Origin of the sequence: Nodosilinea sp. FACHB-131, from assembly GCF_014695395.1 — a bacterium.
In the GTDB taxonomy this organism is placed as follows: Bacteria; Cyanobacteriota; Cyanobacteriia; order Phormidesmidales; family Phormidesmidaceae; genus Nodosilinea.
Genome location: NZ_JACJOF010000010.1, coordinates 53,599 through 73,380, shown reverse-complemented (window position 1 = coordinate 73,380; position 19,782 = coordinate 53,599). Strand labels below are relative to the sequence as shown.

The 19,782-nt window shown below is 55.6% G+C and carries 21 protein-coding genes and 1 riboswitch; of the genes, 11 read left to right on the top strand and 10 right to left on the bottom strand.

The annotated features are described in order from the left end of the window. The first annotated feature begins 145 nt into the window (after positions 1–145). Both lptB and H6F75_RS05595 read left to right on the top strand, forming a co-directional pair. On the top strand, positions 146–874 hold the full coding sequence (gene lptB, locus H6F75_RS05600; RefSeq protein WP_190750055.1) for an LPS export ABC transporter ATP-binding protein: 729 nt from the start codon (positions 146–148) through the stop codon (positions 872–874). Positions 875–1,050: 176 nt separating this feature from the next. Next, complete coding sequence (locus H6F75_RS05595) at positions 1,051–2,157, top strand: LptF/LptG family permease (RefSeq protein ID WP_190750397.1); 1,107 nt, start codon at positions 1,051–1,053, stop codon at positions 2,155–2,157. Positions 2,158–2,255: 98 nt separating this feature from the next. On the opposite strand, the gene H6F75_RS05590 is transcribed toward H6F75_RS05595, so the two are convergent. Next, positions 2,256–3,011 carry a HEAT repeat domain-containing protein gene (locus H6F75_RS05590; protein ID WP_190750053.1) on the bottom strand — a complete coding sequence of 252 codons (756 nt, stop codon included), beginning with the start codon at positions 3,009–3,011 and terminating at the stop codon, positions 2,256–2,258. Positions 3,012–3,492: 481 nt separating this feature from the next. On the opposite strand from H6F75_RS05590, the gene H6F75_RS05585 reads away from it, so the two are divergent. Then, positions 3,493–3,930 carry a hypothetical protein gene (locus tag H6F75_RS05585; RefSeq protein ID WP_190750051.1) on the top strand — a complete coding sequence of 146 codons (438 nt, stop codon included), beginning with the start codon at positions 3,493–3,495 and terminating at the stop codon, positions 3,928–3,930. Positions 3,931–3,948: 18 nt separating this feature from the next. Here H6F75_RS05585 and H6F75_RS05580 read toward each other — a convergent pair whose 3' ends face one another. Continuing rightward, on the bottom strand, positions 3,949–4,911 hold the full coding sequence (locus tag H6F75_RS05580) for a ribonuclease Z (protein ID WP_190750049.1): 963 nt from the start codon (positions 4,909–4,911) through the stop codon (positions 3,949–3,951). A gap of 267 nt (positions 4,912–5,178) precedes the next feature. Between H6F75_RS05580 and H6F75_RS05575 the strand changes: the two genes are divergently transcribed. Further along, positions 5,179–5,523, top strand: coding sequence for a hypothetical protein (locus H6F75_RS05575; RefSeq protein WP_190750047.1), 345 nt, complete (start codon positions 5,179–5,181; stop codon positions 5,521–5,523). 3 nt (positions 5,524–5,526) lie between these two features. Further along, entirely contained in the window at positions 5,527–6,849 is a 1,323-nt protein-coding gene (locus H6F75_RS05570; RefSeq protein WP_190750045.1) for a recombinase family protein, read from the top strand. Positions 6,850–6,908: 59 nt separating this feature from the next. Here the strand turns inward: H6F75_RS05570 and asnS are convergent, their stop codons facing one another. After that, positions 6,909–8,294: an asparagine--tRNA ligase gene (asnS, locus tag H6F75_RS05565; RefSeq protein WP_190750043.1), complete on the bottom strand. Its 1,386-nt coding sequence runs from the start codon at positions 8,292–8,294 to the stop codon at positions 6,909–6,911. An 831-nt stretch (positions 8,295–9,125) separates the two neighbouring features. Here asnS and H6F75_RS05560 point away from each other — a divergent pair. After that, positions 9,126–11,297, top strand: a complete 2,172-nt coding sequence (locus tag H6F75_RS05560) for a glutamine synthetase III (RefSeq protein ID WP_190750041.1) — start codon at positions 9,126–9,128, stop codon at positions 11,295–11,297. A gap of 124 nt (positions 11,298–11,421) precedes the next feature. Beyond that, positions 11,422–11,904 carry a Cys-tRNA(Pro) deacylase gene (gene ybaK / locus H6F75_RS05555; RefSeq protein ID WP_190750039.1) on the top strand — a complete coding sequence of 161 codons (483 nt, stop codon included), beginning with the start codon at positions 11,422–11,424 and terminating at the stop codon, positions 11,902–11,904. Positions 11,905–12,116: 212 nt separating this feature from the next. Here the strand turns inward: ybaK and H6F75_RS05550 are convergent, their stop codons facing one another. Next, entirely contained in the window at positions 12,117–12,533 is a 417-nt protein-coding gene (locus H6F75_RS05550) for a DUF4278 domain-containing protein (RefSeq protein ID WP_190750037.1), read from the bottom strand. 45 nt (positions 12,534–12,578) lie between these two features. Continuing rightward, a riboswitch (Glutamine riboswitch) is annotated at positions 12,579–12,660 on the bottom strand. Positions 12,661–12,928: 268 nt separating this feature from the next. Here H6F75_RS05550 and H6F75_RS05545 point away from each other — a divergent pair. Then, positions 12,929–13,795, top strand: coding sequence for a 6-carboxytetrahydropterin synthase (locus H6F75_RS05545; protein WP_190750035.1), 867 nt, complete (start codon positions 12,929–12,931; stop codon positions 13,793–13,795). A 207-nt stretch (positions 13,796–14,002) separates the two neighbouring features. Here H6F75_RS05545 and H6F75_RS05540 read toward each other — a convergent pair whose 3' ends face one another. The 4 genes from H6F75_RS05540 to psbN form a co-directional block, all read right to left on the bottom strand. After that, positions 14,003–14,986 carry a PhoH family protein gene (locus H6F75_RS05540; RefSeq protein ID WP_190750033.1) on the bottom strand — a complete coding sequence of 328 codons (984 nt, stop codon included), beginning with the start codon at positions 14,984–14,986 and terminating at the stop codon, positions 14,003–14,005. A 50-nt stretch (positions 14,987–15,036) separates the two neighbouring features. Then, complete coding sequence (locus H6F75_RS05535; RefSeq protein WP_190750030.1) at positions 15,037–15,384, bottom strand: KH domain-containing protein; 348 nt, start codon at positions 15,382–15,384, stop codon at positions 15,037–15,039. Between the two features lie 32 nt (positions 15,385–15,416). Then, positions 15,417–15,695 carry a 30S ribosomal protein S16 gene (gene rpsP, locus H6F75_RS05530; RefSeq protein ID WP_190750028.1) on the bottom strand — a complete coding sequence of 93 codons (279 nt, stop codon included), beginning with the start codon at positions 15,693–15,695 and terminating at the stop codon, positions 15,417–15,419. A gap of 187 nt (positions 15,696–15,882) precedes the next feature. Beyond that, the gene (psbN, locus tag H6F75_RS05525) at positions 15,883–16,014 is read right to left on the bottom strand and encodes a photosystem II reaction center protein PsbN (RefSeq protein WP_073607618.1); all 132 of its coding nucleotides are present in this window, start codon (positions 16,012–16,014) and stop codon (positions 15,883–15,885) included. 74 nt (positions 16,015–16,088) lie between these two features. On the opposite strand from psbN, the gene psbH reads away from it, so the two are divergent. The 3 genes from psbH to pth all read left to right on the top strand — a co-directional run bounded on the left by psbH (position 16,089) and on the right by pth (position 17,474). Beyond that, positions 16,089–16,292, top strand: coding sequence for a photosystem II reaction center protein PsbH (gene psbH, locus H6F75_RS05520; RefSeq protein WP_073607619.1), 204 nt, complete (start codon positions 16,089–16,091; stop codon positions 16,290–16,292). Between the two features lie 192 nt (positions 16,293–16,484). Further along, the gene (locus H6F75_RS05515; RefSeq protein ID WP_190750026.1) at positions 16,485–16,835 is read left to right on the top strand and encodes a TatA/E family twin arginine-targeting protein translocase; all 351 of its coding nucleotides are present in this window, start codon (positions 16,485–16,487) and stop codon (positions 16,833–16,835) included. A 21-nt stretch (positions 16,836–16,856) separates the two neighbouring features. Further along, complete coding sequence (gene pth / locus H6F75_RS05510) at positions 16,857–17,474, top strand: aminoacyl-tRNA hydrolase (protein WP_190750024.1); 618 nt, start codon at positions 16,857–16,859, stop codon at positions 17,472–17,474. Positions 17,475–17,510: 36 nt separating this feature from the next. On the opposite strand, the gene H6F75_RS05505 is transcribed toward pth, so the two are convergent. Both H6F75_RS05505 and H6F75_RS05500 read right to left on the bottom strand, forming a co-directional pair. Continuing rightward, positions 17,511–18,278: a DUF2382 domain-containing protein gene (locus H6F75_RS05505; RefSeq protein ID WP_190750022.1), complete on the bottom strand. Its 768-nt coding sequence runs from the start codon at positions 18,276–18,278 to the stop codon at positions 17,511–17,513. A 116-nt stretch (positions 18,279–18,394) separates the two neighbouring features. Further along, on the bottom strand, positions 18,395–19,390 hold the full coding sequence (locus tag H6F75_RS05500; protein WP_190750020.1) for a DUF2382 domain-containing protein: 996 nt from the start codon (positions 19,388–19,390) through the stop codon (positions 18,395–18,397). Positions 19,391–19,782: the final 392 nt, after the last annotated feature.

The window sequence follows — 19,782 nt, the reverse complement described above, 5'->3', positions numbered from 1 at the left end:
CTCAAGGACACCTCGGCAAAGCCTACCGGCTCAGCAATTTGGGCGAAGTGCCCTGAACTGGCTTATGGGGGGGCCGCCTAGAGTAGGGAAGAGCTTTGATACAATTTACGCAGCTCAATCAACCTCTACTGGCCCAGGCGCGCCCTTGAAAATCGTACTTGACAACGTTCAAAAGACCTACGGCAAGCGTCAGGTGGTAAACCGGGTTAGCTTATCAGTGGCCCAGGGCGAGATTGTTGGCCTGCTAGGGCCGAACGGCGCAGGTAAAACCACAACCTTTTATATGGCGACTGGCCTGGAGCGACCCGATGCAGGCAAGGTTTGCCTTGACCAGATCGATATTACTGACCTGCCTATGCATCAGCGAGCGAGGCTAGGCATTGGCTACTTGGCCCAGGAACCAAGCATCTTTCGCAACCTGTCGGTAGCCGACAACATTTTGCTGGTAATGCAGCAGACACGCGTCCCCCCAGAGGAGTATGGCGATCGCCTCCAAGATCTGCTTAAGGAATTTCGCCTGGAGAAAGTAGCCAACACCCTGGGCATTCAGGTGTCAGGGGGAGAACGGCGGCGTACAGAACTGGCCCGCTCTCTGGCCTCTGGCCCCGAAGGCCCCAGCTTTTTGTTCTTGGATGAACCCTTTGCTGGCGTTGACCCGATCGCCGTTAACGAAATTCAGGAGATTGTGGCTAAGCTGCGCGATCGCGACATGGGTATCCTCATCACCGATCACAACGTGCGCGAAACCCTGCGCATTATTGATCGCGCCTACATCATGAGCGATGGTCAAATTCTGGCCTCGGGCAACGCTGACGATCTCTCCAGCAATCCATTGGTGCGTGAGCACTACCTGGGCAAAGACTTCGCTATTTAGCTGCCTCACCCTCCGACTGCCTGGTTCTTAAAAACTCAATGGGCAACGGGGACTACGCATCCCCAGCCCCATTGCCGATAATGTAGAGTCAGGCCCCTTAACGTTATCCCATGGCTTCAGCTCCTGCTACCTTTACGCCCCCGCGCTCGCGCCCCGGCACCCCGCTGCTGACGGTGATGGATCGCTACATCGCCAAAGAGCTGACCATGCCCTTCCTGTTTGGGGTGGGGGCGTTCTCTTCTATTGGTATATCCATTGGGGCGCTATTTGAGCTGATTCGCCGCATCACCGAGTCGGGCCTGGCCATTACCTTGGCGGTGCAAATCTTCGTGCTCAAGCTGCCTGAGTTCATTGTGCTGGCCTTTCCAATGTCAACGCTGTTGGCCACCATGATGACCTACAGCCGCTTCTCCAGCGACAGCGAGCTGATTGCCCTGCGGGGGGTGGGGGTGAGCATTCGCCGCATCATTACCCCTGCCGTGGTGCTCAGCCTGCTGGTGACAGGGCTCACTTTTGTATTCAATGAGTTGATTACCCCCGCTGCCAACTACCGAGCCGCCATTACCCTGGAGCAGGCGCTGAAGTCAGAGCGGCCCCCGTTTCAGGAGCGCAATATTTTTTACCAGGAGTTCCAGCCCGCCAGCGACGACCCCGCCGCCCAGGAGCTGAAGCGCCAGTTCTATGCCCGCCGCTTCGACGGTACCACCATGCACGGGTTGACTATCCTCGACTTTTCCCAAAAGGGGCTCAACCAGGTGGTCAGTGCCGAGTCAGCTAACTGGGATGTGGAGAGCAACGCCTGGACCTTCTACAACGGCACCATCTACGTGGTTGCCCCCGATGGGTCCTTCCGCAATATCATCACCTTTGAAACCCAGGAGCTACAGCTGCCCCGCACGCCCTTAGATCTGGCGGGCCGCACCAAAAACGACACCGAGATGAACATTGCCGAGGCCACCCAGCAGCTAGAGCTGGTGCGCCAGAGCGGTGACGAAAAGATGATTCGCCGCTGGCAAATTCGAATTATGCAGAAGTATGCTTTGCCCTTCGTGTGCGTGGTGTTTGGCCTGGTAGGGGCCTCCATCGGAGTGCTGCCTCAGCGCACCAGCCGCGCCACCAGCTTTGGCATCAGCATTGTGATTATTTTTGGCTACTACTTGCTGTCGTTTATCACCAACGCCATGGGCGAGGTAGGGGTGCTGTCGCCGTTTATGTCGGCCTGGCTGCCGACGCTGCTGGGATTGGCGATTGGTTTATATTTGCTGTTTCGGGCGTCTAAATAGGGTATAGGGTTTCAGGTGTAGGGTTCAGAGCAAACCCTTACACCTGAAACCCTATACCTTGTACCCTCTCTTCAGCCCTCGTCATTGAGCCAGCCGCTTTAGAAGAAAAACCCATCCTGCTCGATTTCTTCAATGGTTTGCAGACCTCGCGTATCGCCCACTTTAAGCAGCGCGGTGCGGGCGTCTTCGCGCACACCCAGGTCATCTTCTTCGGCGAAGCTCTCGATCAGGGCATCGATCGCCGTGTGATAGACCACATTAGAGGGTAGCTCGCGGCAGAGCTGACCCACAGTCCAGGCGCAGTTGCTGCGCACTGCCGGTACTGGGTCGCGGCGTAGCCCTTCGATCAGGGGGGGAATGGCAGCAATTACCGACTCGTAGTTGACCTGGGCCATTTGAGCCAGGGCGCTGGCTGCCCACAGCCGCACAGCGGCAACATCGGTGCGTAGGGCTTCGATCAGCGGCAGCAGCGATCGCGCGTCGTGGGCATTGCCCAGAGCCCACACCAGGCCCTTGCGCACGTAGCCATTCCAGTCGGTGGCTAGCTGGGCAATGATGGGCTCTACCGCCGAGCGATCGGGGTTGCGACCCAGGGCGTAAGCGGCACTCACCCGCACCAGGGGGCAGGGATCGCGCAGCAGCGTGGTTAGGGGGCCCACTGCCCGTCCGTCTTCTACTTCGCAAAAGGCCCGCGCCGCCAGCATGCGATGCTGCGGGTCAGCGGAGGTTAGCAGGGGCAGCATCGCCTCGGGGTCGAACTGGGGAGCTTGTTCCTCGTCTACGGGGCCCAGGGCATCGAGGGGGTCGGCAAACTCCAGGTCGGGGTTTAGGGTGGAGAGATCGTCGTCATACATAGGGCTACTTTATCCGGTTACGCGGCACTTTTAGCGCTGGTAAGGGCACTCTGCAAACTTTCGTTAAGCAGGACGAAAGGCCATAGTCTAAGGGTTGGGGCAGCGGCTCAAGGATAGCGATCGCCGTCAGTCCCAAGGTCTAGCTCTGTCCGACTAAAATTTTCTATTCACTATGTAAAAAACTACTCACTATGTAAAAAACTACATCGAGCAAATCATAAAGAGAATTCTCTAGCCCTAGAGAGGTGAAATAACCTACCCCAGAGCAGGTTTGTCAGATTCAATTTCCGAAGAATATCAGTAGATACCTGTAGCCTAAACCAGGCAGCCGCTAGGATGAAGCCATTGGCCTGGGCTGCTTGAAGGAGCATTAGCAACGCTTCATCCCGACTGACAGCGCGCGCTGTATCAGGTCATTAATGCCTGTTTAGCCTGTCTAAATTGAAGCAGCCCCGGCAACGTAATTAGGAGTTTCACAGCCATGGCATCCCAGGACCAAGTTAGAAATTTTTTAGCCCATTGGTTTCAGCTGGGCAAACCAGTAGTGCTGGCCGAAGGCCGAGGCGAATCTCTACCCGACCCGATTTTCCAAAACGGTCACTACAGCCAAGCCTTTGAAGACTGCTGGCACCGCGTCATGGTGACCAGCGGTCAAGACTGCTATCTCAAAGGCACCAGCCAGAGCATTGCGGCGATGCTGTCGCCGGCTTGGGATGTGGCCCCCTGTGCTCGCTGTGAAATGCCGATTGTTATTCCCACGGCCGGTACGATGACGGAGCTCTGCCCCTGTAATGACCTGGCCACCTGGCCTAACACCGAGGTTCCCATGCCCCGCACCGCGGTGGATAACCAGCACCATTTGACGGCGCTGAGACAGCGGTTAAACACGGCGCCGGGTAAGCCCGCCGCCAATCGCTAGGGCTAATTTCTTACAGACCTAGACCGAGGAGGACGCCAGCACCTTCTCGTCGTGGCGCGGGATGTCGTAGACCAGGAAGTCGTGGGCCAGATTGGTGTTGGGGAAAATGGCCCGCGCCTCTGCCAGTAGATCGGGCAGCTGAATATCGTTGCCAGGAGCGTAGCGGGGGCTGAAGTGGGTCATGATCAGCTGCTTGGCCTGGGCACCAAGGGCCACTTGGGCGGCCATAGTCGAGGTGGAGTGCAGCCGCTGGTAGGCCAGGTCAGCGTCGCGGTGGGAGAAGGTGGCCTCGTGGATTAGCACATCGGCGTTGGTAGCGAGGGTAACGGCGCGATCGCAGTAGATCGTATCGGTGCAGTACACTAGCTTGCGCCCTACAAGGTCTGGCCCGCAAAGGTCGGCCCCGTTGATGGTGCGACCGTCATCGAGCTTGACCCGCTGCCCCTGCTTAAGCTGACCGTAAATGGGTCCCGAGGGAATGCCCAAGGCCTGGGCCCGTTTGACGTCAAAGTGACCGGGGCGATCGCGCTCCTCGATCCGGTAGCCGTAGGCAGGCACCCGGTGCTCTAGCAGGTCGCAGGTCACCCGAAAGTCGTCATCCTCAAACACCAGCCCCGGCTCTACGGCGTGGATTTTGATCGGCAGCGAAAAGTGGGTTTGTGAATAGCGGCGACTAGCCTGCAAATAGTCGTTGAGAGGTTTGGGTCCATAGATATCGATGCGCTGCTGCCGGTTGCCCGCCAGCCCACAGCTAGCCAGCAGCCCCATCAGGCCAAAAATGTGGTCGCCGTGCATATGGGTAATAAAGATGCGGCGAATCTGGCTCGACTTAAACTCACTGCGCAAAAACTGGTGCTGGGTACCCTCGCCACAGTCAAACAGCCACACCTCGGCCCGCTGGGGAAGCCGTAGGGCCACACTTGAGACGTTGCGGGCGCGAGTCGGCACGCCAGAACTGGTACCCAAAAATGTAATTTGCAAAGAAACTGCCTCTTAGGAATGCAACGCGGAGGAGTCGGCAAGCTTTGACTCAAGGTTTAAGGTTTAGGGTTTAAGGTTCAGGGCGCTGTGTCTAGCCCTAGACCTTAAACCTTAGACCTCAAACCCATTCCCACCCATTTATCTTGCCACGACCCCGAGCCAATGGCCGGAGCAGCGGTATGAAACTAAAGCCGCAGAGTATTATCGACACAGGGTGGTTATCTCTGCCCAGAGCCACAAAGAAGCCACGGCGATGAGGAAACACCAATGATTTCAATGACCTATCTGCTGACGGCGATGCTGACGGGGCTGGGCATGGTCGCCACGATTCCTGCTATTCAGGCCGCTCCGCCAGGCATGCACTACGCCTGGCAGGTTCTAGGCATCGATACGGCCCAGTGTCTGAGCCAGGCTCGACAAGCGCTAGAATCTCAAGGCCTAGAGCCGGTGCAAAACGATGCCACCAGCGTGGCTGGGCGCTCTGAGACGGCGACGGCGATGTTTGTGTGTCTTGAGAACCCACCAGCCACTACCACAGTGATGGTAGTGGTAGCCAGTGACAGCGATGAACAGGCGCTGGCCCTGCGTGAAGCGCTGAAGCAGGCGTTCTAGGTTATGCGCGTTGTCGCCTATCGCTACCGAGATGAGGCCTCAACCGCTTCCCCCTCTGACGCCCTCGGGGAGGAGATGTTGGCAGCGGTGGAACGGGTTTATACCGATGTAGCGCTGCCGACGGAGCCAGGGTATCGGCCAGAGCGCGATCGCCTGCTAGCCGACCTGCAAGCTAATCCTGCCGATCGGGTTTTGGTGGACAACCTCGCTGCCCTGGGCAACGATCCCGAAGATATTCGCCATTGGGTGCAGGCGTTGGCCTCTGCCGGGGCTGAAGTTGTCTCTTTAAGCAGTACTGCCATTGATTTGGACAGCATCTTGCAGGGGGCCAACCTAGCTAACGATCAGCGCCGCCGCCGCTTGCGAGAGGGCCACGCCCGCAGTCGCCTACAGGCGCTGCCGCCCCCAGGCAAGCCGCCCTACGGCTACCGCCGGGGCCAGGGCCGCTACCTGATCGATCGCGCCACGGCCCCAGTAGTCACCGCCTTCGTCAACGAATTTTTGCTCTATGGCTCGCTGCGGGGTGCGGTGCGGTTCATCGAGGGCAAGCTGGGTAAGCGAATTTCGGTGTCTACGGGGCGGCGCTGGCTCACTCACCCGGTGTACCGGGGCGACCTGCAATACCAGGATGGCAACGTTCTGCGCGACACCCACGCCGCTATCATCAGCCGTGACGAGGCGGCCCAGATCGATCGCTTGCTGCGCCGCAACCGGCCCCTGCCGCCCCGGACGGCGGGAGCACCGCGATCGCTAGCCGGCCTCGTTACCTGTCAGGCCTGCGGTCAACCGCTGACCATTTCAAAAACTGCTCCCAAAAGCACATCCAGGGGCCAAGCCAAAAGCTATCTTTACCTGCGGCCTAGCGGCTGTCCCAGGGCTCCCCGCTGCCCAGCCATTCCCTACGACGACGCACTGCTCCGCATCGTGAATCAGATCTGTCAGGAGTTGCCTCCAGCGGTGGCCCAATTCACGGCCAAAATTCCCCCCGGTGCTCCTGCTCCTAGCGCCGGTTTGCAGGGTGCGATCGCCGCCAAAGAGGCCGCGATCGCACAGCTACCCACCCTAGAAGAATCTGGCATTCTGGATGCTGAAACCGCTGCTTTACGCCGCTACAAGCTGAGGGGCGAAATTTCGGCCCTGCACCAGCAGCTCGCTCAGCTGCCCCCGGTGAACCTGCAAGAGCTGTCCCAATCGGTGTCAATTCCTCAGTTTTGGCTCGATCTCTCCGAGGCCGAGCGGCGCTTCTTTTTCCGTGAATTCATCCGCGACATCCAGATCGTGCGCCAGGACAAGGACTGGTGGATAGAGTTAGTTCTGGTATTTTGAGGTGAGAAATTCCCTAAAAACCATCTGCCTCAGCCGGTTTGATCAAATCCTCTAAAGCCCTAAAACTCAATGCTGTCTGGGGTGCGGGGGAAGGGAATAACATCGCGGATGTTGCCCATGCCGGTCATAAACTGCACTAGGCGCTCAAAGCCCAGACCAAATCCGGCGTGGGGCACGGTGCCAAAGCGGCGCAGATCCAGGTACCACCAGTAGGTTTCCGGATCTAGCCCCGCCTCGACGATGCGACGCTCTAACACATTCAACCGCTCTTCTCGCTGGGAGCCGCCGATAATCTCACCCACCTTGGGGGCCAGCACGTCCATCGCCGCCACGGTTTCACCGCCATCATTGAGGCGCATGTAAAAGGCTTTGATGCCGGTGGGGTAGTCGGTGACAATTACCGGCTTTTTGAACAGTTCCTCCGCCAGGTAGCGCTCGTGCTCCGATTGCAGATCAATCCCCCACTCGACCGGAAATTCGAATTTTCGGTCTGTCTTTTCTAGCAGCTTCACCGCATCGGTGTAGGTGATGCGCTCGAAGGTATTGTTGATGATATTGTCGGCGGTGGCCAGCACTGTGTTGTCGATGCGATCGTTGAAGAAGGCCATATCCTCCGGGCACTGCTCTAGCACCGAGTGGAAGATGTACTTGAGAAATTCTTCGGCCAGATCCATATTGCCGGTCAGGTCGCAGAAAGCCATCTCTGGCTCCACCATCCAAAACTCGGCCAGGTGGCGGGAGGTGTTGGAGTTTTCGGCCCGAAAGGTGGGGCCAAAGGTGTAGACATCGGTAAAGGCCATCGCCATAATCTCGGCCTCGAGCTGACCGCTGACGGTGAGGTAGGCGGGTTTGCCGAAGAAATCCTGGCTGTAGTCCACCGCGCCGGTTTTATTCTTAGGGGGGTTGGCCAGATCTAATCCTGTGACCGCAAACATTTCGCCTGCGCCCTCGCAGTCGCTGGCGGTAATGATGGGGGTGTGAATCCACAAAAAACTGCGCTCGTTGAAGAACTGATGGATTGCCTGGGCGCAGGCGTTGCGGACCCGAAAGACGGCGCTGAGGGTATTGGTGCGTGACCTGAGATGCCCCAGCGTCCGCAAATACTCAAAGGAATGCCGCTTTTTCTGCAGTGGATAGGTCTCTCCATCCGCCGTGCCGAAGACCGTAATGGTTTCGCCCCGCAGTTCCACGCGCTGGCCCTTGCCGGGTGATTCCACCAGAGTGCCGCCAATTTCCACCGACGAGCCGGTGGTGAGGTCTTTGACGACGGTGTCGTAGCCTGCCAGGTCAGCATTGAGCACCACCTGTAAGCCCGCCATCGATGAGCCATCGTTGACATCCACAAAGGTGACGCCCTTGGCCTCACGCTTGGTGCGCACCCAGCCTTGGATGGTGGTGCTCTGACCCGGTTCGCCTTTGTGCAGAATGTCTCGAATGCGCGGCATAGTCGTGCTCGGTCTGTAGTGGGTTTACACAGAATGTTAACTATTCTGACCCAGAGCGGTGCTGAACGGGGACCTGGGGCCGAATCCTCTTGGGTTAGCCTCGACTCATTGGGGCAACACCGTAAAGCCTTCGGCATGGCTGCGCTAATGCTCCTAACCCGTCACCCGGGTTGAATGAGGCTAGGCTTCAACTTGGAGTTTGCCCCAGCTGAAGTTGCGATCGGGCCTCAATCTTTAGGTAAGCTGAATTGATTGACAAAGGTATTCATAGCTACAAAAGCCCCTTAGGCTTTACCTCTACTATCCATAATGCAAATTTCTACGGATTTTTTAAGACCATCGCTGGCAAAACCCAAAGACTGAAATAATGTTGCTCTGGTAGTTTTCAGGGTGATATTAACTAGCTAGAAAAGTGCGGTTTTGGCTCTGGTTTCGATTTAAACACTGAGGATTTTATCTCTCCAATGTCTGCTTAGGGTGACGGTATTGAATATGGGTCAAAAATATTGCCTAGGCCTATGAGCCATCTGCCCTTGGCATTTTGGGTACTTCACGTTTGTCTGAGAGGTTTGTTTTGGCTGCTAGGCGATCGCCATTGTAGACAGAAGCTTCCCGTTACGGGGTTGCCAGTTTCTGTCTCGGCAATGCGATTTTCCTCAAAGATGCCTAGCAGTCAAGCCTCTCAGACTTTTCTAGTGCGGGAGGCGATCGCTCCAGGGCCAATTTATCCACCATGGTTTCCAGGACGGGCTTTTCTGATACTTGTGGCCTTAGCGTTGCCCCGCGCCAGTGACAGCTTTGCTTAATTTCCCATTCAACTAGGAGACTTCTATGAGCGGAAACGAATTGCGGGCCCAGGCTATTGCCAGTATCGCCTGCCGTCCCAAGGTGGCAGTGAGCACTCCCGGACGGCTCGAAGATCTTTGGGCCAAGGACGTTTTTAGCCTCAGCAAGATGCAGGAGTGCCTGCCCAAGTCGGTATTTAAGTCGGTGCAAAAGACGATTACCACCGGGGCACCGCTAGACGTTTCGGTGGCTGATGTCGTAGCCGTGGCCATGAAAGACTGGGCCATTTCCAAGGGGGCGCTTTACTACTCCCACATGTTCTACCCCCTGACCAACGCCACCGCCGAAAAGCACGATGGCTTTATCTCCGTGCAGAGCGATGGGTCGGTAATTTCAGAATTTTCCGGCAAGGTGTTGGTGCAGGGTGAGCCCGACGGTTCTTCCTTCCCCAACGGCGGCATTCGCTCTACTTTTGAGGCCCGGGGCTACACCGCCTGGGATGTCACTAGCCCCGCCTTTGTGATGGAGACCGAGAACGGCGTCACTCTCTGCATTCCCACAGTGTTCGTCTCTTGGACGGGGGAAGCGCTGGACAAAAAAACGCCGCTGCTGCGCTCCAACGCCGCCATGAGCAAAGCCGCCACCCGCGTGCTCAAGCTGCTGGGCCACAGCGAAGTTGCCCCGGTCAACTCCAGCTGCGGCGCTGAACAAGAATACTTCTTGGTAGATGCCAGCTTTGCCAATATCCGCCCCGACCTGCTGCTGGCGGGCCGCACCCTGTTTGGCAAGGCCCCGGCTAAGGGCCAGCAGTTCGACGACCACTACTTTGGGGCCATCCCCGAGCGGGTGCAGGTGTTCATGCAGGATGTGGAGGAAAAGCTCTACCGCTTAGGCATTCCGGCCAAAACTCGTCACAACGAGGTTGCCCCTGGCCAATTTGAGATTGCCCCCTTCTTTGAAGCGGCTAACGTGGCCAGCGATCACCAGCAGCTGATTATGACGGTGCTGCGCAACACAGCCAAAAAGCACGGCTTTGTCTGCCTGCTCCACGAAAAGCCTTTCGCGGGCATCAACGGCTCGGGTAAGCACGTCAACTGGTCGGTGGGCAACGCCACCCAGGGCAACCTGCTCGACCCAGGCGACACACCCCACTCCAACGCACAGTTTCTGGTATTTTGCGGGGCGGTGATTCGCGGCGTGCACAAGTATGGGCCGCTGATGCGGGCGGTGATCGCTAGTGCCAGCAACGACCACCGGCTGGGGGCTAACGAAGCACCGCCCGCAATCATCTCTATTTACCTGGGCAGCCAGCTCCAGGATGTGTTTGACCAGATTGCCTCGGGCGAGGTCACCGGCTCCCAACTGAGAGGCGACATGGATCTGGGCGTGCCGACCCTGCCGGTGTTTCCCAAGGATGCAGGCGATCGCAACCGCACTTCACCCTTTGCCTTTACGGGCAACCGCTTTGAATTTCGGGCTGTGGGTTCAGGCCAGTCGGTCTCTGGGCCGCTGGTGGCGATGAACACCATCCTGGCCGACTCGTTAGACTGGATGGCTGATCAGCTTGAGGCCAAACTGGGCAGCGGCGTCGACCTCAACGTCGCTATCCACGACATTCTGCGCGACGTGATTCGCGACCACGGAGCCGTGGTGTTTAACGGCAATGGCTACTCCGCCGAGTGGCACGAAATGGCCGTCAACGAGCGCGGGTTGCTCAACCTGCGCACCACCGCCGACGCCCTGCCCGTGCTGCGAGAGCAGTACATCGAAGACCTGTTCGCCAAAGAGAATGTGCTCACCCCGGTAGAGCTGGGCAGCCGCTTTGAGGCCTACTCTGAGCAGTACATCCAGCACATTGAGGTCGAAGCCAAGCTGGTGATTAGCATAGCCAAGACCATCATCTACCCCGCTGCTGTGCGCTATATGGGCGAATTGGCCAAGACCATCGACAGCCTCGATGAAATTGGCATTGAGTTTGGCAAAGACAGCGTGGCCAAGGTGGCAGAACTCACCAAGTCTATGATGGCCTCGGTGGGTGACCTGGCCGACATGCTGACCAAGCACTTCATGTCGGTGGAAGAGCACATGCAGTTCTGCGCCCAAACCATTCGCCCCCTGATGGACCAGGTGCGCGAGTATGCCGATGCCCTAGAGGGCGAAGTGGCCGATGACCTCTGGCCTTTGCCCACCTACCAGGAGATGCTGTTTATTAAGTAGGGTCAAAGACGTCATGGAAGAGGGTTTAAGGTATCAGGTTCAAGGTTTAGGGCACGCCCTTGAACCTGATACCTTGTACCTTGAACCCTTTTAATTTGACCTTTCAAAGTTCTACCGCCGTCCTGTGAGCAAGACCAACGCCGCCCGCATCCTCGATCGCCTCAAGCTGCCCTATCAACTGCTGGAGTATGAGGTGGATCCCGACGATCTGGCCGCTGAGAGCACCGCTGAAAAATTGGGGTTGCCGCCGGAGCAGGTGTTTAAGACCCTGGTGGCTAAGGGCGATCGCACGGGCGTCTACCTCGCCGTCATCCCCGGCAGCGCTCAGCTCGACCTCAAGGCGCTGGCGGTGTTGGCGGGCGATCGCAAAACCGACACCGTGCCCCTCAAAGACGTGCAGCCTCTCACCGGCTACATTCGCGGCGGTGTCACGGCTCTGGGCACTAAGAAGGCCTATCCAGTCTATGTGGATGAATCGATCCTCAGCTTTGAAACTGTGGCCGTATCGGCCGGCAAACGGGGTCTGATGCTGTGGTTAGCTCCAAAAGATTACCTGGCTGCAACCGAGGGAACGTTGGGGGCTCTGATCAAAAAAACGATGCCTTAGCCCGGTTGTGGATAGGACTCAGCTAGTCAATCTCCTACTCACTTCTTGATATGGATCGTTTTGTGGCAGCTCATGGGGGCGATCGCCGTTATGCCGAGACAGGCAGCAGACTTTAGGCGATCGCTCAAAAAATCGCAAAGAAAAGGACACCCCCTTGGGGATGTCCCTCACTGCTCCAGCTACAGCAAAAAGTGGAGTCGCTGACGCAAAGCCTAGACCACTTGGTGCAGCTCAGCCTCAAGCTGCTTCAGCAGTTGGTCGTTGCCCTGGGCCCGGGCCACTTCAATCCGGTGCTGAGTCGACTGCTGAATGTTAATGCGGTGGGCCTCAGCCGCTTCTTGTAGCAGGTGACGACGGGCGGGTAGCCCTTTGCCTGCCGCAGTCCGCTCCGCCTGAAACACAGGCTGACGCTCGGAAGCTGCCGTGGAAGACTCGATTTGCCCGTGGCAATTGGTGCTATAGCTAACTCCACGATAAGTGTAATTGCCGATAGGCTGGGTTATCGGTAAATGCCTAACGTAGGAAAATTTTATCGGACGGCCCCGGTAGGATCCGGTCAGCTCACTTTCACGCACTTCTAGAGAAGGCGGGTTGTAATCGTAATCTACGCCGCGATAGCAAAGTTTCATGTCACGCCTCTTGTTGACAAAGGATTTAACAAACTGCCTAAGCAGGGTGCGTTCCTTCGGGAGCCAATCTCCTTACTTCCGTCTAGGGCGTAGTGGAGTAGTTTCCAGGTTGCCTCAGATGAACGTCAACGTACTTTCTGTATTCAATTTTACTAAATCCTTTCGATGTCAACAAGCCATGTCATTTAATTTAAAGGAATATCTATCTCAGGAAATAGCTGACCAACCAAAGGTTTGAGGGGTCAGGAGGGCGATGGGGTAGCCGTAAATCTTTACTGTTTCTTTGCAGCGATCGCCGCCCGCGCCGATTCCTCAATAGCCAGCAATTTACACTATGCTGAATATGTAACGGTTGCTTAACGTAACCATCGCCTCCCGCATGGGTTCCCAGTTCTATGAAATGCATCATCAATCGCCGGGCGCAGTTTTCTGCTAGCCACCGCTACTGGCTAAGCGAGCTGAGCGAGGCCGAAAACGCCCAGCGGTTTGGCCCCTGCATCAACTTTCCCGGCCACGGTCACAACTACGTGCTCTATGTAGCCATGGAAGGCGACCTAGACGAGTACGGCATGGTGCTCAACCTGTCTGACGTCAAGCATGTCATCAAAAAGGAAGTCACATCCCAGCTTGACTTTGCCTACCTCAACGATGTCTGGCCAGAATTTCAGCACACCCTGCCCACCACCGAATACCTTGCCAAGGTGATCTGGGATCGCCTTGCTCCCCATTTGCCCATCGTCAACGTTCAGCTGTTTGAACACCCCGAACTCTGGTCCGACTACTCAGGTAATGCCATGGAAGCCTTTCTCACCGTCAGCACTCACTTCAGCGCCGCTCACCGTCTGGCCTCGCCTCGGCTGAGCTACGAAGAAAACTGCGAAATTTACGGTAAGTGCGCCCGCCCCCACGGCCATGGCCACAACTACCACCTAGAAGTCACCGTTAAAGGGCAGATCGATCCTCGCACCGGCATGCTGGTCGATTTGGCAGCGCTCCAGGCGGCTATTGACGAGCATGTGGTAGAACCTTTCGACCACACTTTCCTCAACAAAGACATTCCCTACTTTGCCGAAGTAGTGCCCACAGCAGAGAACATCGCCGTCCACATTCGTGACCTGCTGCAAGGCCCGATCGCTGACTTGGGTGCCAGTCTCCACAAGGTCAAGCTGATCGAAAGCCCCAACAACTCTGCGGAAGTTTATGCCTCGGTGCCGACGAATGATGCTGTGGCTGCGGCTGCACCAGAGTTCGCTACCGTCTAATGGCTTGGGTTACTTAGGCCAGCATTTCTAATCAAGCACTCTCGCCTGCTAGCGGTTTTTCAGCAGGGAGGGTCTTTGGTGTTAGGGCGATCGCCAACCAATGATCAAACCAAAAGCTGGAGCACCGGCACTTACTGACGTTTTTTATCCTTGTCTTTTCGATCTTTTGCTGTTTGGCTTTATCCATTAAGAGAGTCAAGCACGAGGCTATCGGGATCGATTCTCCCGCTTTGTCACCCGGCTCTCGTAGGTTTCGTAGGCAGCCACAATGCGCTGCACTAGCGGATGGCGCACTACGTCTGCCTGGTTGAGCTGGCAAAAGGCAATCCCGTTTACCCCTTTGAGAATCTGCTGAGCCACGGCCAGACCTGAGGTTTGGTCGGCCGGCAAGTCGGTCTGAGTGACATCGCCCGTTACCACCATGCGTGACTTAAAGCCCAGGCGGGTCAACACCATCTTCATCTGGGCTGGGGTAGTGTTCTGGGCTTCATCCATGATCACAAAGGCGTTGTTGAGGGTGCGCCCCCGCATATAGGCCAGGGGGGCCACCTCGATGATGCCGCGCTCCATCAGGTTGGTAACTTTCTCTGGGTCTACCAGCTCGTGGAGGGCATCGTAGAGCGGTCGCAGGTAGGGGTTTACCTTCTGCTGCAAATCTCCCGGCAAAAAGCCCAGCCGCTCTCCGGCTTCGACCGCCGGGCGGGTCAAAATCAGGCGCTCAAATTCGTTGTTAAGCAGTGCTTGAATACCTACTAAGGTCGCCAGAAAGGTCTTGCCGGTGCCTGCTGGACCAATGCAAAACACCATGTCCTGACTGCGCAGAGCTTTGACATACTGCTTTTGGCGAAAGGTTTTAGCCCGCACCACCTCACCTCGCCGGGTGCGAGCTACCACATCCTGGTGAATCGCCTGGAGCTCGTCGACGCGATCGGTGTCGAGGGCTTGGCGGGCCGTCATAATATCGGCGGTGGTGATCAGCTGTCCCTGACTCCACAGCGGTTCCAAGGCTAAGACCAGCCGCTGGGCCAGAGCTGCACCCTGATCAGTGCCAGAAATAAATAACTCCTGGCCGCGCAACACTAGAGATGCTCCAGTTTGGCTCGCCAGGAGTTTGATATTTTCGTTTCGGTAGCCCGCCAGGGCCACAGCGCCCTCTGAGGTAGGCAGTTCAATCCGAAGGGGAGAATCCATCTAAAAAGATTGCCAGAATAATTCGGGCCTGGAGTGCTTGTGCCTAAACCCTACACTTTTGGACGAAGCTGTGGCTTAGGCTTGCTCGACGAGCGTTGGGGAGGGCCACTGTGAGACCTGTGATCAGTCCCAGTTTCCTGCTCCGAGGCGCCGTAGACATCCACGTAGGCCGACCAACCCGACAACGCCGCCGTAGCTCGCACAACGGTGCGAATGGCTTGAATGTTGCGCCCCCCTCGACCAAAAACCTTGCCCCGTTCGTCGCCCTTAAAGGCAATCCGAATCCAAACTTTGGACTGTATGGGGTTTTCCTCGCAATCGATGCGCAAAGAATCAGGTGAGTCTAAAAAAGGCTCTACCAGAAACCGAACCAGTCCTGGAAAATCAGGGCTATCCATGTCGGGAGTGGGGGCTAAAAACAGTCAGTAACCTAAACTTCAGCCTTGGCTTCGGTCTTAGCTTTAATGTCAAACTTCTCAAGCAGGTTGGCCTTTTCAAGGATGTGCCGCACGGTTTTGGTGGGCTGCGCACCTTGCTCAAGACGGCGCGTAATAGCGGCAACATCCAGACGGGTTTCGTCGGTGCGGGGATTGTAGAAGCCAACCTCTTCTAAAGGGCGGCCGTCGCGGCGGGCATCGCTATTGATGGCTACGATGCGGTAGCTGACTTCCCGCTTTTTGCCGAAACGCTTGAGTCGAAGCTTAATCATAGGGTTTAGAGCAACATCGTTGAGGTTGAAAGGTTTTGACCTGTACGGATTGCGGCAGGACAGCCAGAATAAATCCACAGGTTTCTAATCCTACCACTAGAGACCTGTGCAATCAATGGTTTTGACCCAAAAGCTTGAGGCTATCAGGGCGGTGCCTCCAAAGCTTGGGACATCGCCCTGAGAAACCCTAGTCTTCGTGGTCGTCAAAGGGGTCGGCCAACTGCTTGGACGGGGGGCCAAAGGACATGTACACTGAGTAACCAGTCACGGCTACCACCACGGCAGCCACGGAAATGATAAGAACTGTTGCAGGTTCCATGGGGTTTATGAGAATAGGAAACCACCCCATCCTATAATATTACGAACTATAAAGTGTTGATTGTGGAAGGATCCATGGCACAACGGACTAGGTTAGGAGACGTGTTAAAGCCCCTCAACTCTGAGTACGGTAAGGTTGCTCCCGGCTGGGGCACTACCCCAGTGATGGCGGTTTTTATCGGTCTGTTCTTCGTGTTTCTGCTGATTATTTTGCAGCTTTATAATTCTTCCATCGTGCTGGAAAGCTTTGATGTGGACTGGCGCAGCGTAGGGCTCTAGGGAGTTTCGGGATCGAGCCACTTCGGTTTGGTCTCAAATTTTGCCAACGCAGTTTGGATACGGCATCCAAAATTTACTAATCTGAGGCTGGTGTAGACCCTTGACTACCCGGCCTCTTTTGCCGTTTGATGCACGCATGTTGGTACAAGCAGCAGGTCGTTTGCACAGCCGTCGTTACTCGGGAGTTGACCTATGAACGTATTTGGTGTGGGTTTGCCAGAGATGGCGCTAATCATGGTGCTGGCGCTGCTGGTCTTTGGCCCAAAAAAGCTGCCCGAAATTGGTCGCAGCATGGGAAAAGCCATTAAGGGCTTTCAAGAGGCTTCTCGGGAGTTTGAGGAGGAGTTCAAGAAGGAGGCCCAACAAATTGAAAAGGCGGTGACTGCACCAATGAAGGCGACCCTAGAACCTGAATCGCCCAAGGTGCTGACACCCCCTGAGGTTGCTCCGGAGGTTGAACCCGATATGGCTTCGCTGGAATCAAGTGGCGCTAATGGCGGCAGCCCTGCGGCTGAGTCAGCTGAAACTGATTCTCCTGCTTGAGGTGATAGGAACCGTTGACCTATGGCTGACGCAGCATCGCCTGCTCCCCCCTGCCTGATTGTGGGGTTGGGCAACCCGGGAGATAAATATGCCGGTACCCGCCACAACATTGGCTTTGAGGTGGTCGATCGCCTTTCTAAGACCTGGGCTGTTTCTCTTAAGGAGGAGCGGCGGTTTCAGGGCGAGTATGGGGCAGGGTTTGGGCCAACTCGCCAGAAAGTGTATTTGCTCAAACCGCTAACCTACATGAACCGCTCAGGTCAGTCGATGCGGGCGGTGCTCGACTGGCTAAAGCTGGAGCCGAGTCAAGTGTTAGTCGTTTACGACGATATGGATTTGCCGGTAGGGCGGCTGCGGCTGCGGCTTTCGGGCTCAGCTGGGGGGCATAACGGTATGAAGTCGGCGATCGCTCACCTCGGTACCCAAGAGTTTCCGCGGCTGCGGATTGGCATTGGGGCCAGCGAACGGGTTGGGGATCAAGCCGTTGTTTCCCATGTGCTAGGCAACTTTTCTAAGGCCGAACGCAGCACCCTAGACGGGGTGGTTGACACGACTCTGCGCGCCATTGAGAAAGCCCTTACCGACGGAGTCGAAAAAGCCATGAGTCTCTACAACAGTGTGGACTTGAGCAGCAGTTAAGCCGCTTATTCCTTTGCCAGTCTTTTGTACGAAGTTTTAAGCGGAAGTATGCTCAGAGATCAACTTCTGATAGGTTTGTGCCATGCTGGGATCGCTGAGGAACAGCTCTAGGCGAACGTGACTACACTGATTGAAAAGAACCTTTTCTAACCGCGAGAGCTTTTGAGTTGCAGTTTGAGGGGTTTCAAACTCATAAATAGTCCCTTTAAGACCATTTTTGCCGTCCAGAAGAATGGCCACTCTGATTTTCTCGCAGTGGAGTTCTGGCCTCTGGTCAACGGTGCCAAGAAAAGTTATTGCGTCTTGAATAGTTTCAAAGACGCCACTAGCGGTGATATCTCGATCGCTGTCAGGTTGAACAGCAATTTCGTGGCCTTGAATCTGAGTTTCCCCCAGACTCACCTCAACGGGGGGCGTGTTGCTACCAATATTCTCGATCACCAGCTTCTCTCGCCGCACAGGAATCTGCACCATCTCGGTTTCGACTACTCTGCGGACGCTGACCTCACCTACCTTGACGCGCTTGCGGTCAACGACTAAGCGCTCTTCAACCAGCTGGATTCTTTGACCGGCGTTAGGAGCAAATTCGCGCTGATCCCGATCAACATGAATAGTATTTTTCTCGGAGTTTATGTTTGTGATGGAAACACTAGGAATCGTGATTTGGCTTCCCTTATCACTACCTATAGGCTGCACGATGAGAGAAAAATCTGTGGCTGTTGCGGATTCAACTCTAGCCACATTGCCAATTAGATATCCTGAGCGATCGAAAACATCACTGCTGATTAGGTGTTGTTGAGACATTTTGAGACGCAAGTAAGCTAATAACTAATATTCGCAATAGATATTAAGAGGACGTAGCCGTAGCTACGCCCCCTTAATCAAACGGAGATACTAATGTTTATCTCCTAGTTCAGATCCTAGCGATCGATTTTGGGGTTGCCGTCAGTGTTAACATCCAGCTCCTCACGTCGGATCTCTTCCCGTGAACGAATTAGTTCACGGTCAGTTTCTTTGTGAACATCCACTTCTTCGCGGACGAAGGCTTCTTTCTCAACGTTAACTTGCTCTTCGTAGACTTCCATACGAGCTACTTCTTGATTCTCAAAGACATGGTCGGTGCCTACAGCGGCCTGACCAGTAACATCGCGTCTTTCGATCACAACGCGCTCTTTCTCGATCGGCTCAGAGACTTCAGCGGTTTGAGTTTCAACGCGCTTGCCTACGATTACTTCGCCCACTTTTGCGCGACTGCGGTGAGCGACTAAGCGCTCCTCATACAGCCGTAGGGGACCGTGGTTGTCCTCATCGCTTAAACCATAGAAGCTGGGTTCGCGATCGTACGGAGTGGGAGTTGTCTGGGCAACGTCCTGATTAGCCATGGTCTCGCGAATCTTATTCACCCCTTGGGTATTGCCAACAGTGGTCTGAGTGCGCTGCTGGTCTACCTCGAGAGGATTCATCCGGTCAGAATCTAGGGGATTCATGTTGGAGGCGTCGTTCGGTGCAACATAGGCGCTACCTAGGAACTGACGGCTAGAGCGGCCTTGGGCCAAGGGTCGATACTGACCTCTAACTTGCTCTTCGTAGCGCTCGTCTACGACGGTGTCGTCCTTATATTCGGGCAGGTTTTCAACTTGGGTTTTAGACAGGCCGTTCACATAGACGCGGGTGTTGTCGTAGTCAAACCGGGCTACACCGACGGGAACCAAAACGTTTTTCCCGAAGATCCACGGGCCGGTGTCGACTACTAGGTAGCGAAAGCGACCGGATTCGTCTACAAGCAAATCTTTGGCGGTGCCAACTTTGTCTTCGCCCTGAGCGTAAACGGAATAGGAGCTGATATCTCCCATCTGTCCGTCAGCGAGGGTGTCTTTATAGTTGGGGTAGTAGTCCTTGAGATGATACAAAGCCATATCTGAGTCCTCCTGAAAAATTTGTCTTGGTGTCATGCTAAGGCTCAGGTTGATGGGTCCTATCGGTCAATGGAAAGACGATTGAATTCTCGATAGGCATAGTTTTGTTGATAGCTTTGATTGACTTCGTAGGGCTTTTGCTGATCGGTGTTATGTCTTCTGGATTCAAACTAGGTATTGCCACAACAAAGCTGTGCTGAGTTGGCTTCTACGGTGGGCTGGTGGCTAATTCACTACCGTATTAGGAGCTAATCTTTTGGCAGCTGCTGACGTTAACGGCGACAACAATTGCTGCGGCTTGAGCATCGTCTGTGCAGTGGATCCTGCCTTTCTGTTAAGAGCTTTCGTCCTGCGCTATATCAGACGGTAGACTACTTATTCTTTCCTTAACC

Coding starts and splice junctions, on each gene's coding strand:
- H6F75_RS05595 (WP_190750397.1), top strand. CDS start 1,051: ATGGATCGCTACATCGCCAAAGAGCTGACCATGCCCTTCCTGTTTGGG.
- H6F75_RS05590 (WP_190750053.1), bottom strand. CDS start 3,011: ATGTATGACGACGATCTCTCCACCCTAAACCCCGACCTGGAGTTTGCC.
- H6F75_RS05585 (WP_190750051.1), top strand. CDS start 3,493: ATGGCATCCCAGGACCAAGTTAGAAATTTTTTAGCCCATTGGTTTCAG.
- H6F75_RS05575 (WP_190750047.1), top strand. CDS start 5,179: ATGATTTCAATGACCTATCTGCTGACGGCGATGCTGACGGGGCTGGGC.
- H6F75_RS05570 (WP_190750045.1), top strand. CDS start 5,527: ATGCGCGTTGTCGCCTATCGCTACCGAGATGAGGCCTCAACCGCTTCC.
- asnS (WP_190750043.1), bottom strand. CDS start 8,294: ATGCCGCGCATTCGAGACATTCTGCACAAAGGCGAACCGGGTCAGAGC.
- H6F75_RS05560 (WP_190750041.1), top strand. CDS start 9,126: ATGAGCGGAAACGAATTGCGGGCCCAGGCTATTGCCAGTATCGCCTGC.
- H6F75_RS05550 (WP_190750037.1), bottom strand. CDS start 12,533: ATGAAACTTTGCTATCGCGGCGTAGATTACGATTACAACCCGCCTTCT.
- H6F75_RS05545 (WP_190750035.1), top strand. CDS start 12,929: ATGAAATGCATCATCAATCGCCGGGCGCAGTTTTCTGCTAGCCACCGC.
- H6F75_RS05540 (WP_190750033.1), bottom strand. CDS start 14,986: ATGGATTCTCCCCTTCGGATTGAACTGCCTACCTCAGAGGGCGCTGTG.
- H6F75_RS05535 (WP_190750030.1), bottom strand. CDS start 15,384: ATGGATAGCCCTGATTTTCCAGGACTGGTTCGGTTTCTGGTAGAGCCT.
- rpsP (WP_190750028.1), bottom strand. CDS start 15,695: ATGATTAAGCTTCGACTCAAGCGTTTCGGCAAAAAGCGGGAAGTCAGC.
- psbN (WP_073607618.1), bottom strand. CDS start 16,014: ATGGAACCTGCAACAGTTCTTATCATTTCCGTGGCTGCCGTGGTGGTA.
- psbH (WP_073607619.1), top strand. CDS start 16,089: ATGGCACAACGGACTAGGTTAGGAGACGTGTTAAAGCCCCTCAACTCT.
- H6F75_RS05515 (WP_190750026.1), top strand. CDS start 16,485: ATGAACGTATTTGGTGTGGGTTTGCCAGAGATGGCGCTAATCATGGTG.
- pth (WP_190750024.1), top strand. CDS start 16,857: ATGGCTGACGCAGCATCGCCTGCTCCCCCCTGCCTGATTGTGGGGTTG.
- H6F75_RS05505 (WP_190750022.1), bottom strand. CDS start 18,278: ATGTCTCAACAACACCTAATCAGCAGTGATGTTTTCGATCGCTCAGGA.
- H6F75_RS05500 (WP_190750020.1), bottom strand. CDS start 19,390: ATGGCTTTGTATCATCTCAAGGACTACTACCCCAACTATAAAGACACC.